This window comes from Variovorax sp. P4_B10 (assembly GCF_056402375.1).
In genome coordinates this window covers 105,664-129,961 of the sequence record NZ_JBFUHN010000002.1, presented here as the reverse complement: position 1 = coordinate 129,961, position 24,298 = coordinate 105,664, and the positions used below count along the sequence as shown (strand labels likewise).

Annotated in this window: 24 protein-coding genes and 1 tRNA gene; 12 read left to right on the top strand and 13 right to left on the bottom strand. The window is 67.5% G+C overall.

Going from position 1 to position 24,298, the window contains the following annotated elements; translation table 11 throughout:
• Nucleotides 1-3: 3 nt before the first annotated feature.
• Entirely contained in the window at nucleotides 4-921 is a 918-nt protein-coding gene (locus tag AC1DXX_RS01820; RefSeq protein ID WP_478132451.1) for a LysR substrate-binding domain-containing protein, read from the bottom strand.
• 71 nt (nucleotides 922-992) lie between these two features.
• Between AC1DXX_RS01820 and AC1DXX_RS01815 the strand changes: the two genes are divergently transcribed.
• From AC1DXX_RS01815 to AC1DXX_RS01805, 3 genes are read left to right on the top strand one after another with little or no spacing between them, the layout of a single operon-like run.
• On the top strand, nucleotides 993-2,402 hold the full coding sequence (locus AC1DXX_RS01815) for an aminotransferase family protein (RefSeq protein ID WP_478132450.1): 1,410 nt from the start codon (nucleotides 993-995) through the stop codon (nucleotides 2,400-2,402).
• Nucleotides 2,403-2,449: 47 nt separating this feature from the next.
• The gene (locus AC1DXX_RS01810; RefSeq protein ID WP_478132449.1) at nucleotides 2,450-3,427 is read left to right on the top strand and encodes a Bug family tripartite tricarboxylate transporter substrate binding protein; all 978 of its coding nucleotides are present in this window, start codon (nucleotides 2,450-2,452) and stop codon (nucleotides 3,425-3,427) included.
• Nucleotides 3,424-5,709: a N,N-dimethylformamidase beta subunit family domain-containing protein gene (locus tag AC1DXX_RS01805; protein ID WP_478132448.1), complete on the top strand. Its 2,286-nt coding sequence runs from the start codon at nucleotides 3,424-3,426 to the stop codon at nucleotides 5,707-5,709. Before AC1DXX_RS01810 ends, AC1DXX_RS01805 begins: the two co-directional genes overlap by 4 nt.
• Before the next feature lie 158 nt (nucleotides 5,710-5,867).
• Here the strand turns inward: AC1DXX_RS01805 and AC1DXX_RS01800 are convergent.
• Nucleotides 5,868-5,957: transfer RNA gene (locus AC1DXX_RS01800), tRNA-Ser, on the bottom strand.
• A gap of 59 nt (nucleotides 5,958-6,016) precedes the next feature.
• Entirely contained in the window at nucleotides 6,017-7,348 is a 1,332-nt protein-coding gene (gene serS / locus AC1DXX_RS01795; protein WP_478132447.1) for a serine--tRNA ligase, read from the bottom strand.
• Between the two features lie 61 nt (nucleotides 7,349-7,409).
• Here serS and AC1DXX_RS01790 point away from each other — a divergent pair, with 61 nt between their 5' ends.
• On the top strand, nucleotides 7,410-7,811 hold the full coding sequence (locus tag AC1DXX_RS01790; protein ID WP_478132446.1) for a VOC family protein: 402 nt from the start codon (nucleotides 7,410-7,412) through the stop codon (nucleotides 7,809-7,811).
• Nucleotides 7,812-7,815: 4 nt separating this feature from the next.
• On the opposite strand, the gene AC1DXX_RS01785 is transcribed toward AC1DXX_RS01790, so the two are convergent.
• The 3 genes from AC1DXX_RS01785 to AC1DXX_RS01775 are packed head-to-tail and all read right to left on the bottom strand — an operon-like array spanning nucleotide 7,816 to nucleotide 10,183.
• Nucleotides 7,816-8,778, bottom strand: coding sequence for a threonine/serine dehydratase (locus AC1DXX_RS01785; protein WP_478132445.1), 963 nt, complete (start codon nucleotides 8,776-8,778; stop codon nucleotides 7,816-7,818).
• Nucleotides 8,775-9,743 (bottom strand): 4-hydroxy-3-methylbut-2-enyl diphosphate reductase, encoded by a 969-nt coding sequence (gene ispH / locus AC1DXX_RS01780; protein ID WP_478132444.1) that lies wholly within the window; start codon nucleotides 9,741-9,743, stop codon nucleotides 8,775-8,777. Before ispH ends, AC1DXX_RS01785 begins: the two co-directional genes overlap by 4 nt.
• Nucleotides 9,740-10,183 carry an FKBP-type peptidyl-prolyl cis-trans isomerase gene (locus AC1DXX_RS01775; protein ID WP_478132443.1) on the bottom strand — a complete coding sequence of 148 codons (444 nt, stop codon included), beginning with the start codon at nucleotides 10,181-10,183 and terminating at the stop codon, nucleotides 9,740-9,742. The genes ispH and AC1DXX_RS01775 overlap by 4 nt, the downstream gene beginning before the upstream one ends.
• A 108-nt stretch (nucleotides 10,184-10,291) precedes the next feature.
• Here AC1DXX_RS01775 and radC point away from each other — a divergent pair, with 108 nt between their 5' ends.
• Together radC and AC1DXX_RS01765 are read left to right on the top strand one after the other, a co-directional pair.
• Nucleotides 10,292-10,969, top strand: a complete 678-nt coding sequence (gene radC / locus AC1DXX_RS01770) for a RadC family protein (RefSeq protein ID WP_478132442.1) — start codon at nucleotides 10,292-10,294, stop codon at nucleotides 10,967-10,969.
• Nucleotides 10,969-11,625, top strand: coding sequence for a Smr/MutS family protein (locus tag AC1DXX_RS01765; RefSeq protein WP_478132441.1), 657 nt, complete (start codon nucleotides 10,969-10,971; stop codon nucleotides 11,623-11,625). Before radC ends, AC1DXX_RS01765 begins: the two co-directional genes overlap by 1 nt.
• Before the next feature lie 131 nt (nucleotides 11,626-11,756).
• Here the strand turns inward: AC1DXX_RS01765 and AC1DXX_RS01760 are convergent, their stop codons facing one another.
• The 4 genes from AC1DXX_RS01760 to fabV all read right to left on the bottom strand — a co-directional run bounded on the left by AC1DXX_RS01760 (nucleotide 11,757) and on the right by fabV (nucleotide 16,844).
• Nucleotides 11,757-13,817 (bottom strand): bifunctional 2',3'-cyclic-nucleotide 2'-phosphodiesterase/3'-nucleotidase, encoded by a 2,061-nt coding sequence (locus AC1DXX_RS01760; RefSeq protein WP_478132440.1) that lies wholly within the window; start codon nucleotides 13,815-13,817, stop codon nucleotides 11,757-11,759.
• Nucleotides 13,818-13,944: 127 nt separating this feature from the next.
• Nucleotides 13,945-15,168, bottom strand: a complete 1,224-nt coding sequence (locus AC1DXX_RS01755) for an NAD(P)/FAD-dependent oxidoreductase (protein ID WP_478132439.1) — start codon at nucleotides 15,166-15,168, stop codon at nucleotides 13,945-13,947.
• Nucleotides 15,169-15,200: 32 nt separating this feature from the next.
• A complete protein-coding gene (locus tag AC1DXX_RS01750; protein ID WP_478132438.1) occupies nucleotides 15,201-15,620 on the bottom strand; it encodes a group II truncated hemoglobin in 420 nt (139 codons plus the stop codon).
• 27 nt (nucleotides 15,621-15,647) lie between these two features.
• Nucleotides 15,648-16,844, bottom strand: coding sequence for an enoyl-ACP reductase FabV (fabV, locus tag AC1DXX_RS01745; RefSeq protein ID WP_478132437.1), 1,197 nt, complete (start codon nucleotides 16,842-16,844; stop codon nucleotides 15,648-15,650).
• Nucleotides 16,845-17,007: 163 nt separating this feature from the next.
• Between fabV and AC1DXX_RS01740 the strand changes: the two genes are divergently transcribed.
• The 5 genes from AC1DXX_RS01740 (at nucleotide 17,008) to AC1DXX_RS01720 (ending at nucleotide 21,110) form a co-directional block, all read left to right on the top strand.
• The gene (locus AC1DXX_RS01740; RefSeq protein ID WP_478132436.1) at nucleotides 17,008-17,835 is read left to right on the top strand and encodes an ABC transporter substrate-binding protein; all 828 of its coding nucleotides are present in this window, start codon (nucleotides 17,008-17,010) and stop codon (nucleotides 17,833-17,835) included.
• A gap of 73 nt (nucleotides 17,836-17,908) precedes the next feature.
• Complete coding sequence (locus tag AC1DXX_RS01735; protein ID WP_478132435.1) at nucleotides 17,909-18,604, top strand: amino acid ABC transporter permease; 696 nt, start codon at nucleotides 17,909-17,911, stop codon at nucleotides 18,602-18,604.
• 13 nt (nucleotides 18,605-18,617) lie between these two features.
• The gene (locus AC1DXX_RS01730; RefSeq protein ID WP_478132434.1) at nucleotides 18,618-19,346 is read left to right on the top strand and encodes an amino acid ABC transporter permease; all 729 of its coding nucleotides are present in this window, start codon (nucleotides 18,618-18,620) and stop codon (nucleotides 19,344-19,346) included.
• On the top strand, nucleotides 19,343-20,086 hold the full coding sequence (locus AC1DXX_RS01725) for an amino acid ABC transporter ATP-binding protein (protein ID WP_478132433.1): 744 nt from the start codon (nucleotides 19,343-19,345) through the stop codon (nucleotides 20,084-20,086). Before AC1DXX_RS01730 ends, AC1DXX_RS01725 begins: the two co-directional genes overlap by 4 nt.
• A 16-nt stretch (nucleotides 20,087-20,102) precedes the next feature.
• The gene (locus tag AC1DXX_RS01720) at nucleotides 20,103-21,110 is read left to right on the top strand and encodes an isopenicillin N synthase family dioxygenase (protein WP_478132432.1); all 1,008 of its coding nucleotides are present in this window, start codon (nucleotides 20,103-20,105) and stop codon (nucleotides 21,108-21,110) included.
• Here AC1DXX_RS01720 and AC1DXX_RS01715 read toward each other — a convergent pair.
• Nucleotides 21,053-21,376: a hypothetical protein gene (locus AC1DXX_RS01715; RefSeq protein WP_478132431.1), complete on the bottom strand. Its 324-nt coding sequence runs from the start codon at nucleotides 21,374-21,376 to the stop codon at nucleotides 21,053-21,055. The two genes, AC1DXX_RS01720 and AC1DXX_RS01715, sit on opposite strands and share 58 nt — an antisense overlap.
• The gene (locus AC1DXX_RS01710) at nucleotides 21,373-22,056 is read right to left on the bottom strand and encodes an HAD family hydrolase (protein ID WP_478132430.1); all 684 of its coding nucleotides are present in this window, start codon (nucleotides 22,054-22,056) and stop codon (nucleotides 21,373-21,375) included. The genes AC1DXX_RS01715 and AC1DXX_RS01710 overlap by 4 nt, the downstream gene beginning before the upstream one ends.
• A 60-nt stretch (nucleotides 22,057-22,116) precedes the next feature.
• Here AC1DXX_RS01710 and AC1DXX_RS01705 point away from each other — a divergent pair, with 60 nt between their 5' ends.
• Entirely contained in the window at nucleotides 22,117-22,758 is a 642-nt protein-coding gene (locus AC1DXX_RS01705; protein ID WP_478132429.1) for a hypothetical protein, read from the top strand.
• Between the two features lie 82 nt (nucleotides 22,759-22,840).
• Here AC1DXX_RS01705 and AC1DXX_RS01700 read toward each other — a convergent pair whose 3' ends face one another.
• Nucleotides 22,841-24,184 carry an MFS transporter gene (locus AC1DXX_RS01700; protein ID WP_478132428.1) on the bottom strand — a complete coding sequence of 448 codons (1,344 nt, stop codon included), beginning with the start codon at nucleotides 24,182-24,184 and terminating at the stop codon, nucleotides 22,841-22,843.
• Nucleotides 24,185-24,298 lie beyond the last annotated feature (114 nt).

The window sequence follows — 24,298 nt, the reverse complement described above, 5'->3', positions numbered from 1 at the left end:
TGTTCAGACTGACGGCCGGAACCCGGAAAGGGCGAACATCCTTGCCTTGAGGGCCTCGATGAATGCGGTCACGCGCGCGGGCCTGTAGATGCCCGGAGGCAGCGCGACGTGAATGGCGATCGGTTCGAGCCACCAATTCGCCAGCACCCGCTGCACCCGGCCGGTCTTGAGGTCTTCCTGGCACATCCAGGGGGCCGCCGCGCCGATGCCGGCTCCGTTGAGGATCGCACGGTAGCTCGACAACAGGCTGTCGGTCTGGATCGRCGTGTCGAGCGTCACCATGCGGGAGCGGCCCGATCGATCCAGCATGCGCACATTGCCGGTCACGTAGGGCACGAGCCCGACGCAGGGCAACTGCGGAAGACGCGCGATGCTGACGGGCCCCAGCTTCTTGAGCAATTCGGGCGTGGCGATCAGCACGCGTTCCATCGAGCCGAGCTTGCGGCTCACCAGGCCGGGATCGCGCACCTCCCCCACGCATACCCAGCATTCCGCACCCGATGCGGCCAGGTCGATCACGCGATCGGTCAGCGTGAGTTCGACGCGCAGCGCGGGATGTGCCGCGCGCAGGTCGGTCACGGCATCGGTCAGGAAGCCCGTTCCGTACCCCGAAGGCCCGATCACGCGCAGCGTGCCTTCAGGCCGGCTCTGCCCGCCCTTCAGGCGATGCGACAGGCCTGACCAACGGTCGCCGAGGTCGCGGGCCTCGACGAGCAGCGAGCGCCCTTCGTCGGTGAGCGAAAAGCTCGCGGTCGTGCGCAGCGCCAGCTTGCAGCCGAGCAGCCGCTCCAGTTCGAGCAGTCGCCGGCTGACCGTGGGCTGCGTCGTGCCCAGCAGCCGCGCCGCCTTGCTGAGCGATCCGCTCTCGCCGATCTTCTGGAAAGTGTCGAGCAGGTCGAGTCGGTCATGTACGTGCTTCATGCGCCGAACGTATAACACTTCATCACTCCATGCGTCTACCGCAAAGCGGCTGCGATTCGTATCGTCGGGTCATGAACACCTCGAATCACAGCGCGGCCGGCGTCGCCCGGATCGGCGACGAGCCCAAGGGCGGCTCCGTCCTCGGCTTCTACGCACCCAAGGGGTCGGCCCGTCCGCCGCGCGTCGCGCGCGGCGAGGGCATCTTCCTGTGGGATGCAAACGGCAAGCGCTATCTCGATGCAACCGCCGGCGCCGTCGTCGCGAACATAGGCCACGGCAATCCGCGCGTGCTGGCCGCGATGACCGAACAAGCATCGAAGGTGACCTTCGCGTACCCGCGCTTTTTCGAGAGCGAGCACAACATCGCGCTGGCCGACAGCGTCTGCGAACTCGCGGGCGAGGGCTTCGACCGCGCATTCTTCGTGTCGGGCGGATCGGAGGCCAACGAGGCCGCGATCAAGCTGGCGCGCCAGTACGCGGTCGTGACTGGCCAGGGCAAGCGCTCGAAGGTGATCTCGCGCGATCCGAGCTACCACGGCTCGACGCTCGGTGCGCTGGCGGTCACCGGCGATGCCAACACGCTCACCCTGTACGGCCCGATGGTCCGCCCGATGCCCAAGGTGCCGGCCCCCTTGTCATACCGCGTGCCCGATGGCCACACGGTCGAGTCGCACGAGAAGGCGTGCGCCGACGCGCTCGAACAGACCATCCTGCGCGAAGGCCCGGAGACGGTGCTGGCCTTCATCCTCGAACCCATCGGCGGCCTCTCGACCGGCGCGGTGGTTTCCTCGGCGGCCTATTTCCAACGCGTGCGCGAGATCTGCGACCGCCATGGCGTGCTGGTGATCTTCGACGAGATCATGAGCGGCGCCGGCCGCACCGGCGCCTTCCTCGCCGCGCACCACTGGGAGGGCGCGCGCCCCGACCTCGTCACGCTCGCCAAGGGCCTGGCCGCTGGTTACACGCCGCTCGGCTGCCTGCTCGCACCGAACAGGATGGTCGATGCGATCGCGGGTGCCGGCGGCTTCGTGCACGGCCACACCTACTTCACGAATCCGCTGTCGTGCGCGATCGCGCGCGCGGTGGTCGACGAGGTCGTGCGGCAAGACCTCGTGACGCGCGCACGCGACATGGGCGAACTGCTGATGGCACGCCTGCGCGACATCGCGTCGCGCTCGCCGATCGTCGGCGACGTGCGCGGCAAGGGCCTGCTTACCGCCATCGAGATCGTCTCCGACAAGGCGAAGCGCAGCCAGCTCCCAGTCGCTTTCAACGCGCCCGCGCGGCTCACCGAGCACGGCTTGAAGCATGGCATCGCGCTCTACAACCGTCGGGCCAACCTCGGCGCCTTCGGCGATTTCCAGATGATCACGCCGCCGCTCACGATCACCGAATCGGAGATCGACGAGTTGGCCGACCTGCTCGAAAAGTCGCTGGCCGATCTCGCCGACGAGGTCGCGCGCAAGGGCCTCGCGCGCTGAACCCGGCGACCGCATCGATTTCGCAACCCCACCCAGGAAAGCCTCCGATGAAACTCTCGTTCACGCTCAAGGCCGCGCTCGCCTGCACCGCATTGGCCTTCGCCGCCGCGGCCGCGGCACAGATCAACACCGCGCACGGTCCGCTGAAGCTCATCGTCGGCTACCCGGCCGGCGGCTCGGCCGACGTGCAGGCGCGCACGCTCGCCGACAAGCTGTCCGCCGAACTCGGCACGACCGTCGTCGTGGACAACCGCACCGGCGCAGGCGGCGCGATCGCGGCCGACTACGTTCGCACCGCGCCGGCGGACGGACTCACCGTGCTGCTCGCCAACATGCACATGATGGTGATGCTGCCGCTCACCACGAAGTCGGTGCGCTACGACCCCGTCAAGGACTTCAAGCCCGTCGGCCGCATCGTGAGCTTCTACGAAGGCATCGCGGTGCCCGCGGAGCTGCAGGCCAAGGATGTGAAGCAGTGGCTCGACATCGCCGCCAAGGACCCGAAGAAGGYCAACTACGGCGTGCCCGCACCGGGCAGCGTCTCGCAGTTCATGGGCTACCGGCTCGGCAGCGACGCCAAGGCGGGCCTCGTGGCCGCGCCTTACCGGGGCGCCGCGCCGCTGGTGCAGGACCTGCTCGGCAACCAGATCTCGGCCGGCATCATGCCCATTGCCGATCTCGTCGCGCACCAGCAGTCGGGCAAGCTCAAGGTGCTGGCGGTGAACGGCGCCAAGCGTGCCGCCTTGCTGCCCGACGTGCCGACGCTCAAGGAACTCGGCCAGCCGCACTTCGACAACCTGGAATGGACCGGCCTCTTCGTGCCGGCCGGCACGCCGCGGCCCATCGTCGACCAGCTGCATGCGGCGCTCGGCAAGGCCCTTGCCAACAAGGACGTGCAGGAACGGCTGCTCAAGCTCAGCAGCGATCCGAATCCGAGCACGCCCGAAGAACTCTCGGCCCTCATCGCCGACGACATCAAGCGTTGGGGGCCGGTGGTGAAGGCCTCGGGCTTCACGTCAGAATGACAGCGACCGCCCCGCACCCGATCCCGCCGCACAAACCGCTGGAGTTGCCCGGCCTCCACGGCTACGCCGATGCCAAGACCGTGGCGGCGGGCGATCTCGTCCGCTTCCACGTCAGCAGCGACGTGCCTTACGAGTTCGCGGTCTGCCGGCTGGGCAGCGACGTCGAAGGACGCAGCGATGACGTGGCGCTTGAAGCGTTCGCGCCGCTTCGGGCGCGCGTCCAGCCGATCCACCCCGGCTCCTATGTGCATGTCGAACGCGGTTTGCCGGCTGGCCTGCCGCTGCGCGGATTGAGCTTCGAATGCTGGATCAAGCCCTGGACGGTCGATGTCAGGCAGACCATCGTCAGCCAGCACGACGACCCCGCGCACCGCGGTTTTGCGCTCTTCATCGAACCAGGCGGCGCGCTGTCGTTCCACCTGGGAGACAACGCCGCGCCATCGCACGGCCGGCTCGCGACGCGCCGTTGGCAGCACATTGCCGCCACGTGGAACGGCGAGCTCGCAACACTCTGCATCGATGGGGGGTGTGTCGCGGAGTGGCCCGCACCGCAGGCCGTCGAGCCCGCAACCACGCCGCTGCGGCTCGGCGCAAGCGCCATCGGCGGCCAGGCCGACCTGTTCCTCGAAGCCGACCTCGTCATGCCGGCGCTGTACGACCGGGCGCTGTCGGCCAGCGAAATCGCCGCGCGCCGCGAACAACGCGGTTTGCAGATCGCAACGGGCCGCTCGGTACTCGCCTGCTGGCCGCTGCGGGAAGAACGCGGCTCGCAGGTGGCCGATGCCAGCGGGCACCAACGCACCGGCCGCATCGTCAACCACGCAACCTGGATGATCGTCGGCCCGGCCTTCGAGCCCGACAAGGTCGGCCACCATGAAGAAGACGAATCGCCCTACGACCCGCTCCACGATCCGACGCGCGGGCACGGCCTGCGTTTTGCCGGCGACGATCTCTACGACTGCCGCTGGGACGCGGTGCACGAATTCCGCGTTCCCGACGACGCCCGATCCGGCGTCTACGTCGGCCGCGCGCGCTTCGACATCGAAGGCCGCAAGGCAGACTACGACATCACCTTCATCGTGCGCAAGCCCGCGCACGTGGCGCCCGCCCCCATCCTCGTGCTGTGTGCCGTCAACAGCTGGCTCGCCTACGCCACCACGCCCTTCGCAAAGAACGTGGTCGACGATCCGGTGTGGCCGCGCCGTTCGGAAGGCCTCGAGAACAGCCATCCCGAAGCGCCGGCCTTCAGCAGCTACGTCTACCACCGCCACGGCCAGCCCTGCTACCAGGTCGGCTTGCGCATGCCCTGGCCCAATGCCAGCCCCAATGCGCTCTACGACCCGGCCGCGAGCGGCTTCAGCCAGTGGACGCGGCTCGAACGCCACCTGCACGTGTGGCTCGACAAGCAGGGCTACGACTACGACGTGATCGGCGACATCGACCTGCACCGCGACCCGTCGCTGCTCGCGCGCTACAAGACCGTCTTCATCAACGGCCACAGCGAATACTGGTCGCTGCCCGGCGTGGAGGGGCTCGACGATTTCCTGAAGCGCGGCGGCAGCGCGGTCGTGCTGTCGGGCAACACCATGTACCTGCGCGTGAGCTACGACGAGGACTTCACCGTCATGGAGCAGCGGAAGGTCAACGGACCCGATCACGGCGAGGCCAGACCGCCCGTCGGCCCGCCGGCCGGCGCGTTCGGCGAGCAGTACCACAGCCAGGACTGGGCGCGCGGCGGACGGCTCAAGGCATCGGGCCGGCCGGCCGCCGACATCATCGGCCTCGAAACCGCAGGCTGGGCCTTCGCCGATGGCGACGACTTCGGCGTCTACCACGTCGAGCTGCCGGCGCATGCGCTCTTCAACGAGCCTCGGCCGCTGGGCCTCGGCAAAGGCGAAACCTTCGGCCACGCGCCCGGCGGCGGGCTGCCGCGCGCCATCGGACACGAGTGGGACCTGACCCTCTCGACCCTCGCGAAGATGACGAAGCGCCGCCCCCCGGGTGCGTCCCTGCCCGTTGCACAGGAAGGCATCGAGGTCATCGCCAAGGGCATCCGGCGCGTCCCGGGCAAGTTGGACGCCTACCTCGACTACTACTCGAGACTCACCGAATCACTCGACGGACTTTCGGCCGAGATGATCTATTGGGAGCGGCCGCAAGGCGGGCGCGTGTTTCATGCCGGCGCCGTCGGCGCGGCCTGGGTGGTCGGCAGCGACCCGCTCTTCGGAAAACTGCTCGGCAACGTGCTGCATCGTTTCGGCGTAGCACCCGCACATCGCTGATTCACCGCTCGACCGATGCCTACCGAGTACCGGTGCGGAACTGCTTTTCAAGGTGGGGAATCGCTGGAAACGCAGGGCCACAGAAACGGCCAAGGCCTTGATTCTGTGCAGGTTTCAGTGGGGAACAGGCAAAAAAATAGCCCCTTGGGGGCCATTCTTGGAGGAGAGGGAGGGATTCGAACCCTCGGTACTATCGCTAGTACGCCTGATTTCGAGTCAGGTACATTCGACCACTCTGCCACCTCTCCGGTGCTGTCGAGCCTGCGATTATAGCGCATAAAAACGGGGCTTTTGAAGCCCCCGCGCGTCAGCCGCGCAACAGTTCCAGCCCGCCGAGGTACGGCCGCAACGCGGCCGGCACCTTGATCGAACCGTCTTCGTTCTGGTGGTTTTCGAGCACCGCCACCAGCGTGCGCCCCACCGCCAGGCCCGAGCCGTTGAGCGTGTGCACGAGTTCGTTCTTGCCTTGCGCGTTCTTGAAACGGGCCTGCAGGCGGCGCGCCTGGAAGGCTTCGCAGTTCGAGACCGAGCTGATCTCGCGGTAGGTGTTCTGCGCCGGCAGCCAGACCTCGAGGTCGTAGGTCTTGGTGGCGCCGAAGCCCATGTCGCCGGTGCACAGCAGCACCACGCGGTAGGGCAGCTCCAGGGCCTGCAGCACGGCTTCGGCGTGGCCGGTCATCTGCTCGAGCGCGTCGTAGCTCTTCTCGGGATGGACGATCTGCACCATCTCGACCTTGTCGAACTGGTGCTGGCGGATCATGCCGCGGGTGTCGCGCCCCGCGCTGCCGGCTTCGGAGCGGAAGCACGGCGTGTGGGCCGTGAGCTTGATCGGCAGTTGCGCCTCGACCACCACCTCGTCGCGCACGAAGTTGGTCAGCGGCACTTCGCTGGTCGGAATCAGGTAGAGCGCCGAGTGGTCGGGCGCGGGTTCGCCGTCCTGGCCGCCCTTCTTGGCGGCGAACAGGTCACCTTCGAACTTGGGCAACTGGCCGGTGCCGCTGAGCGTGGCGGCGTTGACGATGTAGGGCACGTAGCACTCGGCGTAGCCGTGCTTCTCGGTCTGGATGTCGAGCATGAACTGGGCGAGCGCGCGGTGCAGCCGGGCGATCGGCCCCTTCATGACGGTGAAACGCGAGCCCGCGAGCTTGGCGCCCATCTCGAAATCGAGGCCGAGCGGTGCGCCGAGGTCCACATGGTCCTTCGCCGCAAAGGCCAGCGGCGTGGCGTCTGCGCCGGCGCCGCCTTGCGGGCTCCAGCGGCGCATTTCGACGTTGCCGGCTTCGTCCTCGCCGACCGGCACGCTGGCGTGCGGCAGGTTGGGCACCGCCAGCAGCAGCGCATGCAGTTCGGGCTGGATTTCTTCGAGGCGTTTGGACTGCGATTCCTGCTCGGCCTTGAGCGCGTTGACCTCGGCCATCAGCGCATCGGTCGATTCGCCCTTGGCCTTGAGCGGGCCGATCTGCTTGTTCAGCGTGTTGCGGCGCGCCTGGATTTCCTCGGTGCGGGTCTGTACGGTCTTGCGCTCGGCCTCGAGCGCGGTGAACGACGGCACGTCGAGGTAGGGCTGGTTCTTCTTGCGTTTTTCGAGGCCGGCCACAGCGGAGGCCAGGTCTTTGCGGAGCAGATTGATGTCAAGCATAGGGAGATTTTAGGTGGGCGTAGCATCGCGCTCCCCCACACCTCAACCGAAGGGAAAAGCGATGCAAGCCTATCTGACATTCAACGGCAACGCCGCCGAGGCGCTCGCCTTCTACGCGAAGGCGCTGGACGGCAAGGTCAGCTTCAGCATGACTTTCGGCGAAAGCCCGATGGGCGGGGAAACGCCCGCCGCGCACAAGGACAAGATCATGCACGCCACGCTGGAGGCCCGCGGCCACCAGCTGATGGCCTCCGACGCCCCGCCCGAGTGGAAATTCGAAGGCTACAAGGGCTTCTCGCTGTCGGTGCAGGCCAACAACGTGGACGAAGGGAAGAAGCTCTTCGATGCGCTGGCCGCCGGCGGCCAGGTCACGATGCCCTACGGCCCCCAGTTCTGGGCCGTGGGCTTCGGCATGCTCACCGACAAGTTCGGCGTGCCGTGGATGGTGAACTGCGAGAAGTAAAACCTCAGGCGACCGTCGACGGATCGACGTTCGCCCCGCAGACGATCAGGCACACCTTCTCGCCTTCGCGCGGCACATAGGCGCCGGTCTGCAGCGCCGCCAGCGGCAGTGCGGCGGCCGGCTCCACGGCGAGCTTCAGCTCCTTCCACAGCCATTGCTGGGCCGTGCGGATGGATGCGTCGGACAGCAGCAGCGCGTGTTGCACCTGCTGCTGCGTGATCTCCCAGGAAATCGCGCCGATGCGGCGCGCGCCGAGCGAATCGGCCGCAATGCCGCCGACTTCGACATCGACCGGCTCGCCGGCCTCGCGGGCGCGGAACAGCGTCGGCGCTTTCTCGGGTTCGAGCGCCACGACGCGGGCGCGCCGCTCGAACCAGCCGGCGAGGCCGCCGATCAGGCCACCGCCGCCGACGCTCACGAGCACCGAATCGGGCAGGCCGCCCTGCGCTTCGATTTCGACCCCCAGCGTGCCCGCACCGGCCACGACTTCGGGCTGGTCGTAGGCATGGGTCAGCAAGGCGCCGGTTTCCTTCTGGCGCGTGAGGCAGGCAGCCAGCGCATCGGGATACAGCTCGCCGACCACGATCACCTCGGCCCCCAGCGCCCGCAGGCGCTCACGCTTGGCTTCGGGCGAGACACCGGGCAGGAACACCTGGCAGCGCACGCCCAGCGCCTTGGCAGCGGCCGCGGTGGCAATGCCGGCATTGCCGCCGGAAGCGACGACCACGCCGCTCTCGGGAATGTCGTTGGCCAGCAGCCGGTTCATCATGCCGCGCGCCTTGAAGCTGCCACTGACCTGCATGTGCTCGAGCTTGAGCCAGACCTCCACGCCCGGCAACGCCAGCCCGAAGGCCGCCGCAGGCAGCTTCCAGAGCGGGGTCTGGCGCAGGAAGTGGCCGGAGCGCTCGCGCAGCCGGCGGGAGGCGCTCTCTATTTCAGAGCGCCAGTTTGTCGTTGAATGGTTCAAGAGATATGTCCAGGAGGGGGAATGTCGTCGAGCTTGAGGCCCTTGGGGAGCGGAAACTTGATGGTTTCCTCGATGCCGTCCATCTTGCGGACCGACACCGCGCCCAAGGCCCGGACGCGATCGATCACCTCCCGCACCAGCACCTCGGGCGCCGAGGCGCCGGCCGTGAGGCCGATGCGGCCCTTGCCCTCGAACCACTCGGGCTTGAGCTCGTCGGCCGAATCGACCATGTAGCTCTCGGTGCCCAGGCGCTGCGCCAGTTCGCGCAGCCGGTTGCTGTTGGAGCTGGTGGGGCTGCCGACCACGATCACGAGGTCGACCTGCGGGCTCATGATCTTCACCGCGTCCTGGCGGTTCTGCGTGGCGTAGCAGATGTCCTGCTGCTTGGGCTCGCGCACCTTCGGAAAGCGCGCACGCACGGCGGCCGCGATCTCGGCGGCATCGTCCACGCTGAGCGTGGTCTGCGTGACGACCGCGAGCTTCTCGGTTTGCGCGGGCGAGACCTTCGCCACGTCTTCCACGTCTTCCACCAGGTGGATGCCGCTCGTGAGCTGGCCCATCGTGCCCTCGACCTCGGGGTGTCCCTTGTGGCCGATCATGATGAACTCGTAGCCTTCCTTCGCGAGCTTGGCCACCTCGACGTGCACCTTGGTCACCAGCGGGCAGGTGGCGTCGAAGACGTCGAAGCCGCGGTCGCGCGCCTCCTGCTGCACCGCCTTGCTCACGCCGTGCGCGCTGAACACCAGCGTGGCGCCGGGCGGCACGTCGGCCAGGTCCTCGATGAAGATCGCGCCCTTGGCCTTGAGCTCGTTCACCACGTAGGTGTTGTGCACGATCTCGTGGCGCACGTAGATCGGCGCGCCGAACTTGGCAATGGCGCGCTCGACGATCTCGATGGCGCGGTCCACGCCCGCGCAGAAGCCGCGCGGCTCGGCGAGGAGGACTTCCTCGATGCCGGGGTTCATAGCACTCCGATCAGGCGGACCTCGAAGGTCACGGGTTGGCCGGCGAGCGGATGGTTGAAGTCGAAGCGCACCGCGGTCTCGTTCGATTCGATCACCGCGCCCGCATAGCTGCCCGTGCCGTCGGGCGTGGGGAACTGCACCACGTCGCCGACCGCGTACTGCTCGTCGGGGTCGCCCATCTGCGCGAGCAGCTTCTTGGCCACCCATTGCTGCATCTCGGGGTTGCGGTCGCCGAAGGCCTCGCCGGCCGGCAGCTCGAAGGTGGCGTGCGTGCCCTCCTCCAGGCCCAGCAGGCGCTGCTCCATGGCGGGCGAAAGCTCGCCGGTGCCGAGCGACAGGGTCGCGGGCTTGTCGGCGAAGGTGTTGATGATGTCGCCCGCAGGGCCGGCCAGCCGGTAGTGCAGGGTCAGGAAGGAGCCGGAAGTCACAACATGGGACATGGGAGCAGCGGAGGTAGGCAAAGACAAGGTGGGTGTCCCGATAAACTGGACTGCATTTTAAGGACGGGGAGCTTCCACCCGTCTCCTCCAAGGTTTCCCAAGGTTTCGATGGCTTTCAAGGATCTCCCCGCCAACGCCCGTCCGCGCGAAAAACTCATCGCCCGGGGCGCCGCCGCATTGGCCGATGCCGAGCTGCTGGCCCTGCTGCTGCGCACCGGCGTGCCGGGCAAGAACGTGCTGCAGATGGCACAGGAGCTGCTCGAGCGCTTCGGCGGCCTCTCGGGGCTGCTGCACACCGGCGCCGAGGACCTCAAGGCCGTCAAGGGCATGGGCGGCGACGCCAAGCGCGCCGAACTCATCGCGGTGCTCGAGCTGGCGCGCCGCGCAATGGCCGAGCAGCTCAAGGAACGCACGGTGTTCGACTCGCCCGATGCGGTCAAGCAATACTTGCAACTGCACATCGGCTCGCGGCCGCACGAGGTGTTCGTGGTGCTGTTCCTCGACGTGCAGCACCGGCTGATCGTGCTCGAGGAGCTGTTTCGCGGAACGCTCACGCAGACCAGCGTCTACCCGCGCGAAATCGTCATGCGCGCCCTGCACCACCAGGCCGCGGCCGTGGTGCTGGCGCACAACCATCCGAGCGGCAGCATCGAGCCCTCGCGGGCCGACGAATCGCTCACGCAGACGCTGCGGGCCGCGCTGGCGCTGGTGGACGTGCGCGTGCTCGATCACGTCATCGTGAGCCCCGGGCAGAGTTTCTCGATGGCCGAGAAAGGGCTGCTCTGATGGCATCGCGTCCCCCTTCCCTGAAGAACCTCGCCGACCTCAAGCAGGTGCAGCGCGCGCTGGCGGAAACCCGCGAGCGCGAAGCGGCCGAGGCGGCTGCCAGGGCCGCCGCCGAACGCAAGCGCGCGGCCGAGAAAGACCTGTTCACGCGCGCCATCGGCGCCACCGAGCCGCTTCGCCGCAAGGCCGCGGTGCAGCTCGCCCCCGAGCCGCCCGCGCCGATCCCGGTGCAGCACCAGCTCGACGAGCAGCGCGTGCTGCGCGAGTCGCTGTCCGACGAATTCGACGTGACCACGCTGCTCGACGTCGACGATGCCATGAGCTTCCGCCGCCCCGGCATCGGCACCGACGTGACGGCGCGGCTGCGCAAGGGCGACTGGGCCATCCAGGCGCAGGTCGACCTGCATGGCCTGCGCAGCGACGAGGCGCGCGAGGCGCTCGGCGGCTTCATCCGCAATGCCTACAAGCAGGGGCTGCGCTGCGTGCGCGTGGTGCACGGCAAGGGCCTGGGCTCGCCCGGCAAGCAGCCGGTGCTCAAGACCAAGGCGCAGCGCTGGCTGATCCAGAAGAACGAGGTGATCGCGTTCGTGCAGGCCAAGCCCGCCGAGGGCGGGGCCGGCGCGCTGGTGGTGCTGCTGGCGCCGGCGCGGCGCTGACTTGCTCCCTCTCCCCGAGGGGAGAGGGCTGGGGTGAGGGCATGCGGCGTTCGCTTCGACGCCGCGCTTTGTCGAACGCACTTCCCTCACCCTAACCCTCTCCCCGAGGGGAGAGGGGACAAAGCGGAAGGTTACTTGCTCAGGTCGAGCTTGTAGACCGAGCGGCCCTTGCCGCTGCCGTCGTCCGCCGTGAGCAGCGAGATGTTCGTCAACCCCGCATCCGTCGCTGCACTGAGCTGTCCCTGCCCCGAGGTGAACACCACGTTGCCCGCCGTCGTCACCGGGGTGAAGCGCCAGCTGCGCGCCGCGCCGTTGGCCGCACGTGTGATGGCCTTCTTCGCCTTGATGTACGCGATCAGCACATCGCGGTTCGCATCCGGCGACGCATAGATCGTTGCGCGGCCGTCGAGCGCCGGGATGAAGCTCGCGCCGCTCGTCGCCCGGTAGTTGTTGGTCGCGATCACGAATTCCTTGGCCAGGTCGATGGCTGCGCCCAGGTACGTCAGGTTCTTGATGCGGCTGCCCACGGCCTGCGTCACGTCGATCTCGTACTGCACGTCGGGCGTGGTGAACATGTCGAAGTTGTAGCCCGGGAAGGTGCTGATGAGCTGCTGGTCCGCCGTCGCGGCCGGGTCGATCCTGTTGAAGCGCTTGGCCGCGGCCTCGAGCCAGCCCTTGATCTCGGCGCCCGTGACCTTCACCGCATACACCGTGTTCGGGTACAGGTAGAGATCGGCCGCGCTGAAGATCGCGAGGTTGCCCACGGCCACGTCGGTGTAGTCGCGCCCCCCCTCGAAGCCCGACTTGAACGGCGCGCTGACCGACAGCACCGGCAGGCTCGCGTACTGCGGCAGGCTGGCCTGGATGTAGTTCTTCACATAGTCGGCCTGCGCCTGGTTCACGATCTGGATCGCGCCCGGGTCGCCCACGTCGGCGAAGAAGGTGTTCATCCGGAAGTCGGTGGTGCCGATCGGCGTCTTCACGTAGCTGATCGCGGCCTGGTGCTGCGTGTCGATCAGCGGCGCGACCGTCGGGTCGGCATCGACGTACACGGCCTTGTTGGCGCTGTCCTTGCCGGTCTGCGTGGAGCGCGCCTCGACCAGCGTCTTGCTCTTGTCCACGCCCCAGGCCTTGCCGTCGTACACCAGTTCGAGCTTGATGAGGCCGAGCGACTTGCCCCACGAAGACGCCATCACCGCGGGCACGCCGTTGACGGTGCCGGCCGCGTTGTCCACGCCGGTCTGCGTGAAGCCGGGCTTCGCCGAGACGCGATCGGGGAAGGTGGCATGCTGGTGACCCATCATCAGTGCATCGATGCCGGGCACCTTCGACAGATAGAGGGCCGAGTTCTCCATGGTCGGCGAATAGGGCGAGCCGTCGAGCCCGCCGTGCTGCAGCGCGACCACGATGTCGGCGCCCTTGGCGCGCAGCTCGGGGATGTACCGGGTGGCGGCTTCCACCGTGCCCTCGGTGCGCAGCTTGCCTTCGAGGTAGCGCTTGTCCCAGTTCATGATGCCGGGCGTGGTGAAGCCGATGACGCCGACCTTGACCGGCACCGTGACGCTCTTGCCGTCGGGCCCGGTCGCGGTGAACTGCCTGTCCAGGATGACGTAGGGCGCGAGCAGCGGCTTGCCGGTCTTGACGCTCTGCACATTGGCCAGCACCAGCGGGAAGTTCGGGCCGACGCACTTCTTGCTCGCATCGACGCCGTCGACATCGAGGCCGCCGCCGATCGCCTGGTTGAGAAACTCCAGCCCGTAGTTGAACTCGTGGTTGCCCAGCGTGCCGGCATCGAAGCCGCCGGCATTCATGGCCTTGTACATCGACAGCGGCTGCGTGCACGGAATGCGGTTGATCAGCGCCTCGTAGTCGGCCAGCGCCGTGCCCTGGATGGTGTCGCCGCTGTCGAACAGCATCGTGTTCGCATATTCCTTGCGCGCCGCCTTGATCAGCGTGGCGGCGCGTTCGTAGCCGTACGACTTGTCTTCGGCCAGCTTGAAATAGTCGAAGCTGAGCACGTTGAAGTGCAGGTCGGTGGTCTCCAGCAAGGCGACCGTGGTGCGCGTGCCCGCGGCCACGGGGGCTGGTGCCGGAGCAGGCGCCGGCACGGTGGGCGGAAACACGGTGCCGCCGCCGCTTCCGCCGCCRCAGGCGGTCAGCACGGTGGCCATCACGGCGGCACAGGTGGACATGGGTGCAAGGCGCCAAAGCGCCGCAGTCGCTGAACTCTTCATCGGGCGTCTCCCTCGGATTTGGAAAGACGCAGTCTCTGAAAGGTGAATGACAGGGTGGTGAATCCACGCCTGTCATGCAGCGCGGCTACGACAGGTGATTCTTTAGTGGTATCGACGCATCCGCGATCGCCACGGCATCCGGGCTGCGGCCTGCTTCGAGCAGCTTGCGGCTCATCATGTGATCGACCGGCGCATTGACCGACTCGACGCAAGCGAGCTGTCCGTCGACATAGTGGAACAGCGAGAACGCCTCGGGCTTGGGGCCGGCGCGGCGCACGCTGGTCAGGCCCGGCGTGCCTTCGGCCGGCATCAGGCCCACCATCTGCAGCCGCATGCTGCCTTGGTCGGACCAGAACCATGCGACCGCATCGTGCGTGCGCGCGGCGCCGGTCAACGTGGCAACCGCGGTGCGCGCCTGGTCGTTCGCGTTCTGCACCGATTCGAGCCGCAGCGCGCGGCCGGCGCGGCGATCGGGAAAGCGCGTGCAGTCGCCCACGGCGAGCACATCGGCTGCGCTGGTCTGCATGTGGCCATCGACCACGATGCCGTCGGCGCACTCGATGCCGGCGGCCTGTGCCAGCGCGGTCTCGGGCACGGCGCCGATGCCGAGCAGCAGCAGGTCCACGGGCTGCTTCACGCCATTGACCTGGATCGACAGCAGCCGATCGCCTTCGACCTCGAACGCGCCCGTCTGCGCGCCGAGCACGATGTCGATGCCCGCCGCGCGATGCGTGGCGAGCACATGCGCCGAGAGCTCGGGCGACACGGCGCGGCCCAGCAGGCGCGGCGCGCTTTCGATCACCTGCACGCGCTTGCCGAGTGCCTTGGCCGTGGCCGCCACTTCGAGCCCGATGAAGCCGCCGCCGAGCACCGTGACCTGCTCCGCCGAAGCGAGCCGCGAGCGCAGGCGATGCGCTTCGTCGGCGGCGCGCAGGCTCGCGACGTTCTCCAGCCCCTGCTGCAAATCCGGCATCTGCCGCGCGCGCGTACCGGTCGCCAGCACCAGGCGCTCCCACGGCAGGATCGCGCCCGAACGCAGCGTGACGGTGTGCGCCTCGCGGTCGATGGCCACGGCGGCATCGCCCAGGTGCAGCGTGATGCCCGCTTCGCGGTACCAGTCGACCGCCTTGTGCGGCTGCGTGGTTTCGTCGGCGTTCTTCAAGAAGGCCTTCGACAGCGGCGGGCGGTGGTACGGCTCGCAGGCTTCCTCGCAAACCAGGTGCACGCGCGCGCCCAGCCCGGCCTCGGCAAGGCCRGCGCAAAGCTGGGCTGCGGCGTGGCCGCCGCCGATGATGACGATGGAATTCATGAGCGAAAGTCTTTCGGAGTCGGTGTCTTTTTTTACTCGCCGCGGTTGCGCATCCAGTCGGCTGTCTGGAAGAAGGAGTCGCGCAGGCGCGCACGCAGCGCCTCGGGCACGCCGGTCTCGCCCATCGCCTGGTCCATGCAGGCCAGCCACTGGTCGCGCTCCTTGATGCCGATGCTGTGGCCGCCAATGCTCTGCGGCAGATGGCGCGCACGCAGCATCGGATGGCCGAAGCGATCGGTGTAGTGCTGCGGGCCGCCGAGCCAGCCGCAGAGGAACCAGAAGAGGCGCTGGCGTGCGTTGTCGAGGCTGGTGCCGTGCACGGCGCGCAGCTGCGCATAGGCGGGCTCGAGCTCCATCAGGTCGTAGAAGCGCTCGACCAGCGCCTGCACCTTGGGCTCGCCGCCGATCCATTCGAACGGGGTGCCGGCGGGCGGCTTTTCTTGAATCTGCATGGGCGGGAGTATCCCTCCGTGCGCCTTCTAGGCCTGGACGAGGTTCGGAATCCCCACATCGGGATTCACGTCGGCTTCGTAGTCCACGCCTTCGACCGCAAAGCCGAAGAGACGCAGGAACTCGGTCTTGTAGCCCGCGAAATCGGTGAGTTCGTGGATGTTGTCGCTCGTGACCTGGGGCCAGAGTTCCACCACGCGGGCCTGCACGTCCGGATGCAACTCCTTGTAGTCCGCGCGCAGGCGGCCTTCCTCGTCGAGGCGCGGCGAGCTGCCGTACAGGCTCTCGGCATAGAGCCCGTAGACCTGCTCGATGCAGCCCTCGTGCGTGCCCTGCGCCTTCATCACCTTGAACAGCAGCGACAGGTACAGCGGCATCATCGGAATGGCAGAGCTTGCCTGGGTCACCACGGCCTTCAGCACCGAGACCCGAGCGTCGCCCCCCTTGGCCGCCAGCCCCGCACGAATGCCGAGCACCTTCTGGTCGAGATCCTTCTTGGCGGCGCCGATGGAGCCGTTCCAGTAGATGTCGTGGGTGATCTGCTCGCCGAGGTAGGTGAAGGCGGTGGTCTTCGCGCCATCGGCCAGCACGCCGGCGGCCTGCAGCGCGTCGATCCACATCTGCCAGTCTTCGCCGCCCATCACGGCCACGGTGTTGTCGATCTCTTCCTGCGTGGCGGGCTCCAGCACCGTTTCCTTGACGACCTCGTTGTCGGTGTCGAGGCCGCGCAGGGTGACGGCCTTGCCGATGGGCTTCAGCGTCGAGTTGAAGACCTCGCCGGTCTTCGGGTGCGTGCGCCGCGGTGCGGCCAGGCTGTAGACGACGAGGTCGACCTGGCCGAGATCCTCGCGGATCGCATCGATGGTCTTCTGCTTCAGGTCGTCGGAAAAACCGTCGCCGTTGATGCTCTTTGCGTAGAGGCCCTCTTCCGCGGCTGCACGGTGGAAGGCGGCCGAGTTGTACCAGCCGGGCGAGCCGGGCTTGCTTTCGCTGCCGGGCCGCTCGAAGAACACGCCGAGCGTGCCGGCGCCACAGCCGAAGGCCGCGGTGATGCGGGCGGCCAGGCCGTAGCCGGTCGATGCGCCGATGACCAGGACCCTCTTCGGTCCGCCTGCGATCTTTCCTTGGGCTTTGACGTAGTCGATCTGCTGCCTGACGTTGGCTTCGCAACCCGTGGGGTGGGTCGTAACGCAGATGAAGCCGCGCACGCGCGGTTTGATGATCATGAAGACCTCGCTGGATGAGATGCCGGGGAAGCCCGCGAATTTAACCCAGCCCGGACATGAAGCCGCCCATGCTGACCATATGTATATGTCGATTGACGATTTAATAATCTGAGGTTTTATTGATATGGTTCGAGCCTCAATTTCCCTTGGAGAGAGAACAACCATGCGCCACACCCTGCTCGCCGCGGCCTTCGCCGCCTCCGCCCTGCTGACGGGCATTGCCGCCCATGCCGACCAGCTCGCCGACATCAAGAAAAAGGGCGAGCTCGTGGTGGGCGTGCTGGGCACCGACGAGCCCGCCACCTTCGTCGATCCCAAGACGCGCCAGATCGTCGGCTACGAGGTCGACCTGGTGAACGCCATCGCGAAGAAGATCGGCGTGAAGCCGGTGCTCAAGCAGATCGCCGTGGCCGCGCGCATTCCCGAGCTGCAGCAGGGCCACGTGGACCTGGTGGCCGCCGGCCTCACGCACAACAAGGAGCGCGAGGCGCAGATCGACTTCTCGCTCACCACCTTCGTGACCGGCCAGAAGGCCATCGTGAAGAAGGACAGCGGCATTGCCGAGGTGCCGCAGCTCGCCGGCAAGAAGGTGCTGACCATCCGCGGCGGCACGCAGGAGCCCAACATCCGCAAGGCCGTGCCCACCGCCGAGGTCGTGACCTTCGACACGAGCCAGCAGGCCTTCCAGGCCCTGCAGCAGGGCAAGGGCGTGGGCTATGTGGACGACGAGGCCGCCCTGCTGCGCAGCTACGCCAAGCTGGGTCCGCAGAAGGCCCAGTACGTGGTGCTCAAGCAGAACCTGAGCACCGAGGCGCTGGCCATCGGCATCAAGAAGGGCGAGAGCGGCCTGAAGGCCGTGGTGGACGACACGCTGCGCGAACTCGAGAAGTCGGGCGAAGCGCAGAAGATCTTCGTCAAGTGGTACGGCCCGGACACGGCCTCCGGCTTCCAGACGCGCGACTTCAAGCTCGAGTCCGACAAGATCGACTGAGCCCGCCTTTCTCCTTCCCCTTCCGGGGGAAGGCCGGGATGGGGGCTCGCGGCCTCTGATACTGTCGCCCCCCATGCCCCTGTTCGACTATTCCTTGCTGCTGACCGGCAAGTACCACGACATGCTGGTCGCGGGCCTGCTGCTGTCGCTGCAGCTGCTGGCGGCCTCGCTGGTGCTGGCGCTGCCCATCGCGCTGGTGGTGGCGCTGCTGCGCCTTTCGCCGCTCGCGCCGCTGCGCTGGCTGGGCTTTGCGTACGTGGAATCCATCCGCAACATCCCGCTGCTCGCGCACATGCTCTTCTGGTACTTCGGCGCGCCCGAGCTGCTGCCCGAAGGCATCAGGCAATGGCTCTACGCAGGCCATATCGAGGCCTACAGCGCCATCATCGCGCTCGCGCTCTACACGGCCGCCTTCATGGCGGAGGACATCCGCAGCGGCATCCGCGCGATCCCGACCGTGCAGTTCGAGGCGGGGCGCGCGCTGGGTTTCAACTTTCTGGCCACCATGCGCCGCGTGGTGCTGCCGCAGGCATTGCGCGTGACGGTGCCGCCGCTGATCTCGCAGACGCTGAGCCTGTGGAAGAACACCTCGATCGCCACCGTGATCGGCGTGGCCGAGCTGATGTACCAGGCCGGGCAGGTCGAGAGCGCGACCTTCCGCAGCTTCGAGTCGTTCGCGTTTGCGAGCGCGGCTTACCTCACGGTCTCGCTGGTGATCACGGGCCTTGCGACCTGGTACCACCACCGTTTCCCGGTGAGAACCATGTGAAGGCATTGATGAAATGCTAGACATCGTCAACGACTACTGGGTCTACTTCCTCATCGGGCAGTACCCGAACGGCCCGCTCGGCGGGCTGGTGCTCACGCTGCTGCTCGCCTCCTGCGGCCTGGTGCTCGCACTGCCACTGGGCATCGTGCTCGGCCTGGCGCGCGTGAGCCCGTGGCGCTGGCTGCGCTGGCCGGTGACGGGCTTCGTCTTCGTGGTGCGCGGCCTGCCGCTGCTGATGGTGATCTTCTGGGCCTACTTCTTCCTGCCCAGCGTGACGGGCGTGAAGACCGACCAGTTCACCACCATGCTGATCGCGCTCGTGGTGTTCGATGCCGCCTACCTCGCCGAGATCGTGCGCGCCGGCATCCAGGGCCTGCCGCGCGGCCAGATGGAAACCGCCCGCGCGCTCGGGCTCGACTACGGCCGCGCGATGCGCCTCGTGGTGCTGCCCCAGGCGCTGCGCAGCATGCTGCCTTCGCTGGTGAACCAGTTCGTCTCGACCATCAAGGAGACCTCGCTGGGCTACATCATCGGGCTGGCCGAGGTGTCGTTCATCGCGACGCAGATCAATACGCAGGTCTTCACCAAGCCGGCGCAGATCTACGGCATCCTCGGCCTGACCTATTTCATCCTGTGCTTCGGCCTGTCGCGCTTCGCCTACTGGCTCGAACGCAGGCTCGCGCGCCGCGGCATGTCCACCCTGGCCTCCACCTCCGCCTCGACCCCCAAGGTGTCCGCATGATCGAACTCCAGAACGTCAACAAGTGGTACGGCAGCTACCAGGCCCTGGTCGACATCAACGAAACCATCCACAAGGGCGAAGTGGTGGTGGTGTGCGGGCCCTCGGGATCGGGCAAGTCGACACTGATCCGCACCTTCAACCGGCTGGAGCCGATCCAGTCGGGCCGCATCCTCTTCGAGGGCCAGGACATCCATGCGCCGGGCACCGACGTGAATGCGTTCCGCTCGCGCATCGGCTTCGTGTTCCAGCAGTTCAACCTGTTCCCGCACCTCACGGTGCTGCAGAACTGCACGATGGCGCCGATGCAGCTGCGCGGCCTCACGCGCAAGGAGGCCGAAGAGCGTGCGCTTGCGCTGTTGCACCGCGTGGGCCTGGCCAACAAGGCCAACGCATGGCCCAGCGAGCTGTCGGGCGGCCAGCAGCAGCGCGTGGCCATCGCGCGCGCGCTCGCCATGCAGCCGCCGCTGATGCTGTTCGACGAGCCCACCAGTGCGCTCGACCCCGAGATGGTCGGCGAGGTGCTGCTCGTGATGCGCGACCTCACGCGCGACGGCATGACCATGGTCTGCGTGACGCACGAGATGGGCTTCGCGCGCGAGGTGGCCGACCGCGTGCTCTTCATGGACGAAGGCAAGGTGCTCGAACGCGCCACGCCCGACGACTTCTTCAACCGGCCGCAACACCCGCGCGCGCAGCAGTTCCTTTCGGACATCCGCTCGCCGTTCGCGCGCGACGCATGACATGCTCCGAACGCCCATGACCACCACCGACCACACGCTCCCGCTGATCGACGTTGCGCCGCTCGTGGCCGGTGCGCCCGGACGCGATGCCGTCGCGGCGCAGATCGGCGCCGCATGCCGCGCGCACGGCTTCTTCTACGTCACCGGTCATGGCGTCGACGCGGCGCTGGTGCAACGGCTCGAAGACCTGAGCCACCGCTTCTTCGAACTGCCCGAGGAAACGAAGATGCAGTGGCGCATGGCCCTCGGCGGGCGGGCATGGCGCGGCTTCTTCCCGGTCGGYGGCGAGTTGACCTCGGGCCGGCCCGACTGGAAGGAAGGCCTCTACCTCGGCACCGAGCTGCCCGCCACGCATCCGCTGGTGCAGGCGAAGACGCCGGTGCACGGGCCCAACCTCTTCCCCGATGTGCCAGGCTTGCGCGAAACCATCCTCGGCTACATGGCCGCCGTCACGCAGCTCGGCCACCGGCTGATGGAGGGCATCGCGCTGAGCCTCGGCCTGCCGGCCGCGTACTTTGGGCAGCGCTACACGGCCGATCCGCTGATCCTGTTCCGGCTCTTCAACTACCCCTCGCAGCCCGTGCCCGAAGGGCTCGACGTGCAATGGGGCGTCGGCGAGCACACCGACTACGGCCTGCTCACCATCCTGCACCAGGACACCGTGGGCGGCCTCGCGGTGCACACGCCCGGCGGCTGGWTCGACGCGCCGCCGATCGCCGGCTCGTTCGTCTGCAACATCGGCGACATGCTCGACCGCATGACCGGCGGGCTCTACAAGTCGACGCCGCACCGCGTGAAGCGCAACATCTCGGGCCGCGACCGGCTGTCGTTTCCGCTGTTCTTCGATCCGAACTTCGAGGCCCGCGTGCAGCGCATCGAAGGCCTCGCGGGCGCCGAAGCGCTCGACGACAGCGCCGAGCGCTGGGACCGCGCCAACGTGCACGCCTTCAGTGGCCGCTACGGCGACTACCTGCTCGCCAAGGTGTCGAAGGTGTTTCCGCAGTTGCGCGACGAAGTGCTCTGAGGCGGGCTGGCTGGGACGTCGATGAATTCGTCCTCCCAACTGCCGACATCCGCGTCGGGATCTGAGATGGGCACGAGCTTGTCGCTGCGGCAATAGAAGGTCCAGCCCTCGAACAGCACGTCGTAGTAGGTGCCGGGCAGGTAGCGCTCGCTGGGCGCCTCGTAGGGCGGCGAGACCACCTCCACGATCCGGCCGACCGCGCGCTCGGTCATCGGCGACGCGAGGCAGCTGTCGAGCACATGGCACAGCGTGCCGATCTTGATCATGTGCCTGCCGCCGCCTGCCCGGGAAACCACCGCGGCACATGCACCACCGCGTCATGCAGCGAATCGAGCACATGAAATGCCCGTTCGATGATCGAAGCCGGCGGGCGCTTGAGGTCCGGAACGATCACGACCCGCAGGCCCGCCGCCAGCGCGGCCTTGGCGCCGTTCTCGCTGTCCTCGAAGGCGATGCAATCCGACGGGGCCACGCCGAGGCGCGAGGCCGCAAGCAGGTAGAGCGCCGGATCGGGCTTGGCACGCGCCACCTCGTCGCCACCCGCGAAGGCCTCGAAATGGTGGAGCACGTCGAGGCTGCCGAGGCAGGCCCGGATCTGCCCGCTGGTCGAAGAAGACGCCACCGCGCAACGCGTTCCGCGCTGGCGCAACGCGGCCAGAAACTCGGCCGCGCCGGGCTTGATGGGAAACAGCGGGGTGCCGTCCGAGCGCTCCAGCTGCAGCCGCCGGCGAACGTGGGCAATCGCATGGCGGTAGGCGTCCGGCCCGCCGAGCAGGGTGCCGAGGATCACCTCGGACTCCACGGTAGCCAGGCCGACGACCTGCAGGTACTGGGCATGCGAAAGCTCGATGTCGAGCGTGCGGGCCGCTTCGATCCAGGCGGCCATGATGGGGCGTTCCGAATCGATGAGGAGCCCGTCCATGTCGAAGATGGCGGCGGCGAACATCGGGCGATCCTACGCCAGTGCCACCGGGCGATGAAGGCCTGCGGCGACAATCGGTGGCTCTTGAAACCCGATGCACCGATGCCGCCTGAACACTACCTGCTCCTGTCCCTTGCGGATCCCTCACAGACGTCGCAGGGCGGCGAGGTGCGCCGCCTGAATTGCGCAGGCCGATGGGCCGTTCGCGGCACCGTGCGCTCGCCGCTTCTCGTGTGGCATCCCGCGCAGGCAGACGCGGCCCAAGCGGCTGCCGGACGATCGTCCGAGGCCCGTGGCCAGAAGATCGAAGTCGTGTCGCAAACGGATGCCGCCTGGGCGGAAGGACGCGGGATCCAGGTATTCGCCGGCACCTTCGAGCCGGCGCTTCTCGGGTCCGCTGCGCAGAGCGCAGGCAAGGCGCGCCGCCTGCGCACCGAAGCCGAGAAACTCGCGGCGTTCTGCGTCGTCGTTCGTGCAGCGTCGAGCGCGGGGGACCACGCAGCGTTCGCCGAGGTCAGCCGCGCGGCGTCGAAGGCGCTGGGTGCCAAGTTCGGCGGCGGCTCGATCACCTCGGCGTTTGCCTGGCTGGCCGGGCCGGCGGGGCAGGAAGCGCTGGAAAGCGTCGTTTCGGGCGAGGTCGAGCTCACCGGCCCGCTGTCGGCTCAACAAGTCATCGAGGCGGTCGAGCTCGCCAGGAAGGCCGAGACCCTCCGCGAAAAGAGTTGACCCGCCGGGCTGCACAGGTCGGGTCGAAAAACAAAAGGGGCCGATCGGCCCCTTCTTCGTGAAATCGGCAGCGGTCTGCCGGTCAGTCGCGAACCAGCTTCCGGTTCAGCCCCAGCGCCGCCAGCGTGCCGACCGCGCCCGAGAGCAGGTAGACGCTGACATACGCCAGCCCGAAGTGCGCCGACAGGCCCAGCGCGACCAGCGGCGCAAACGCAGCGCCGATCAGCCAGGCCAGGTCGGCCGTCAGGGCCGCGCCGGTGTAGCGGTACTTGGGTTCGAAATTCGAGGTCACCGCGCCGGCCGCCTGGCCGTACGACAGGCCCAGCAGCACGAAGCCCAGCAGGATGAAGACGTCCTGCCCGATGCGGCCGCCGTCGAGCAGCGTGGGCGCAAAACCGCTGAACACCGCGATCATCGCGGCCAGGCCGCCCAGCGTGAAGCGACGGCCCACGCGGTCGGCGATCACGCCCGAAGCCACGATGCCGCCGGCGCAGAACACCGCGCCGATCATCTGCACCACCAGGAACTCGGTGATCGATTGGTCCGAATACAGCGTGATCCACGACAGCGGGAACACCGTGATCAGGTGGAACAACGCGTAGCTGGCCAGCGCCGCGAACGCGCCGATCAGCAGGTTGGCACCCTGCGAGCGGGTCAACTCGACCACGCTGGTGGGCTGCAGCTCGCGCTCTTCGAGCAGGCGGGAATACTCTTCGGTCGCCACCAGCCGCAGGCGTGCGAACAGTGCCACAACGTTGATCGCGAAGGCCACGTAGAAGGTGTAGCGCCAGCCCCAGTCGAGGAATTCCTTGATCGAGAGGCTCGCGTAGAGGTAGGCGAACAGCGCACTGGCGATGAAGAAGCCGATGGGCGCGCCCAGCTGGCCCAGCATGGCGTACCAGCCGCGGCGGTTCGGCGGTGCGTTCAGCGCCAGCAGCGACGGCAAGCCGTCCCACGAGCCGCCGAGCGCCAGGCCCTGGGCGAAACGGAACACCGACAGCAGCACGATGGCCGTGAAGCCGATGCTCTCGTAGCCCGGCAGGAAGGCGATGCCCGCGGTGGAGGTGCCCAGCACGAACAGCGCGACCGTCAGCTTGGCTTCGCGCCCGAATCGTCGCTGGATCGCCATCGAGATGACAGTTCCGAACGGCCGTGCGATGAAGGCGAACGAAAAGACCACGAAGGCGTAAAGAATCCCCTCGAGGCGCTGCTCGAACGGGAAGAACACGTACGGGAACACCAGCACCGAGGCGATGCCGTAGACGAAGAAGTCGAAATATTCGGAGGCGCGGCCGATGATCACGCCGACGGCGATTTCGCCAGGCGCAATATGGGAGTGATCGGCGTCGCTCTGGCTGGCGCCGTTTCCGGACGTGTTCGGCACAGGCTGTGCGCCTTGCGGACTGATGCTGGACGTCGTCGTCATTGCGTTTTGTAATTCGGGTGTCACCGGCAGTGACAAAGGTAGAGCATTGAACAGAGGTTCCAAGCGTCTCACCGAACGAGAATTCCCGCCATAGGACAAAACGTCCAATAGGCG

Coding starts and splice junctions, on each gene's coding strand:
- AC1DXX_RS01815 (WP_478132450.1), top strand. CDS start 993: ATGAACACCTCGAATCACAGCGCGGCCGGCGTCGCCCGGATCGGCGAC.
- AC1DXX_RS01805 (WP_478132448.1), top strand. CDS start 3,424: ATGACAGCGACCGCCCCGCACCCGATCCCGCCGCACAAACCGCTGGAG.
- serS (WP_478132447.1), bottom strand. CDS start 7,348: ATGCTTGACATCAATCTGCTCCGCAAAGACCTGGCCTCCGCTGTGGCC.
- AC1DXX_RS01790 (WP_478132446.1), top strand. CDS start 7,410: ATGCAAGCCTATCTGACATTCAACGGCAACGCCGCCGAGGCGCTCGCC.
- ispH (WP_478132444.1), bottom strand. CDS start 9,743: ATGAACCCCGGCATCGAGGAAGTCCTCCTCGCCGAGCCGCGCGGCTTC.
- AC1DXX_RS01775 (WP_478132443.1), bottom strand. CDS start 10,183: ATGTCCCATGTTGTGACTTCCGGCTCCTTCCTGACCCTGCACTACCGG.
- radC (WP_478132442.1), top strand. CDS start 10,292: ATGGCTTTCAAGGATCTCCCCGCCAACGCCCGTCCGCGCGAAAAACTC.
- AC1DXX_RS01765 (WP_478132441.1), top strand. CDS start 10,969: ATGGCATCGCGTCCCCCTTCCCTGAAGAACCTCGCCGACCTCAAGCAG.
- AC1DXX_RS01750 (WP_478132438.1), bottom strand. CDS start 15,620: ATGCAGATTCAAGAAAAGCCGCCCGCCGGCACCCCGTTCGAATGGATC.
- fabV (WP_478132437.1), bottom strand. CDS start 16,844: ATGATCATCAAACCGCGCGTGCGCGGCTTCATCTGCGTTACGACCCAC.
- AC1DXX_RS01740 (WP_478132436.1), top strand. CDS start 17,008: ATGCGCCACACCCTGCTCGCCGCGGCCTTCGCCGCCTCCGCCCTGCTG.
- AC1DXX_RS01735 (WP_478132435.1), top strand. CDS start 17,909: ATGCCCCTGTTCGACTATTCCTTGCTGCTGACCGGCAAGTACCACGAC.
- AC1DXX_RS01730 (WP_478132434.1), top strand. CDS start 18,618: ATGCTAGACATCGTCAACGACTACTGGGTCTACTTCCTCATCGGGCAG.
- AC1DXX_RS01725 (WP_478132433.1), top strand. CDS start 19,343: ATGATCGAACTCCAGAACGTCAACAAGTGGTACGGCAGCTACCAGGCC.
- AC1DXX_RS01715 (WP_478132431.1), bottom strand. CDS start 21,376: ATGATCAAGATCGGCACGCTGTGCCATGTGCTCGACAGCTGCCTCGCG.
- AC1DXX_RS01710 (WP_478132430.1), bottom strand. CDS start 22,056: ATGTTCGCCGCCGCCATCTTCGACATGGACGGGCTCCTCATCGATTCG.
- AC1DXX_RS01700 (WP_478132428.1), bottom strand. CDS start 24,184: ATGACGACGACGTCCAGCATCAGTCCGCAAGGCGCACAGCCTGTGCCG.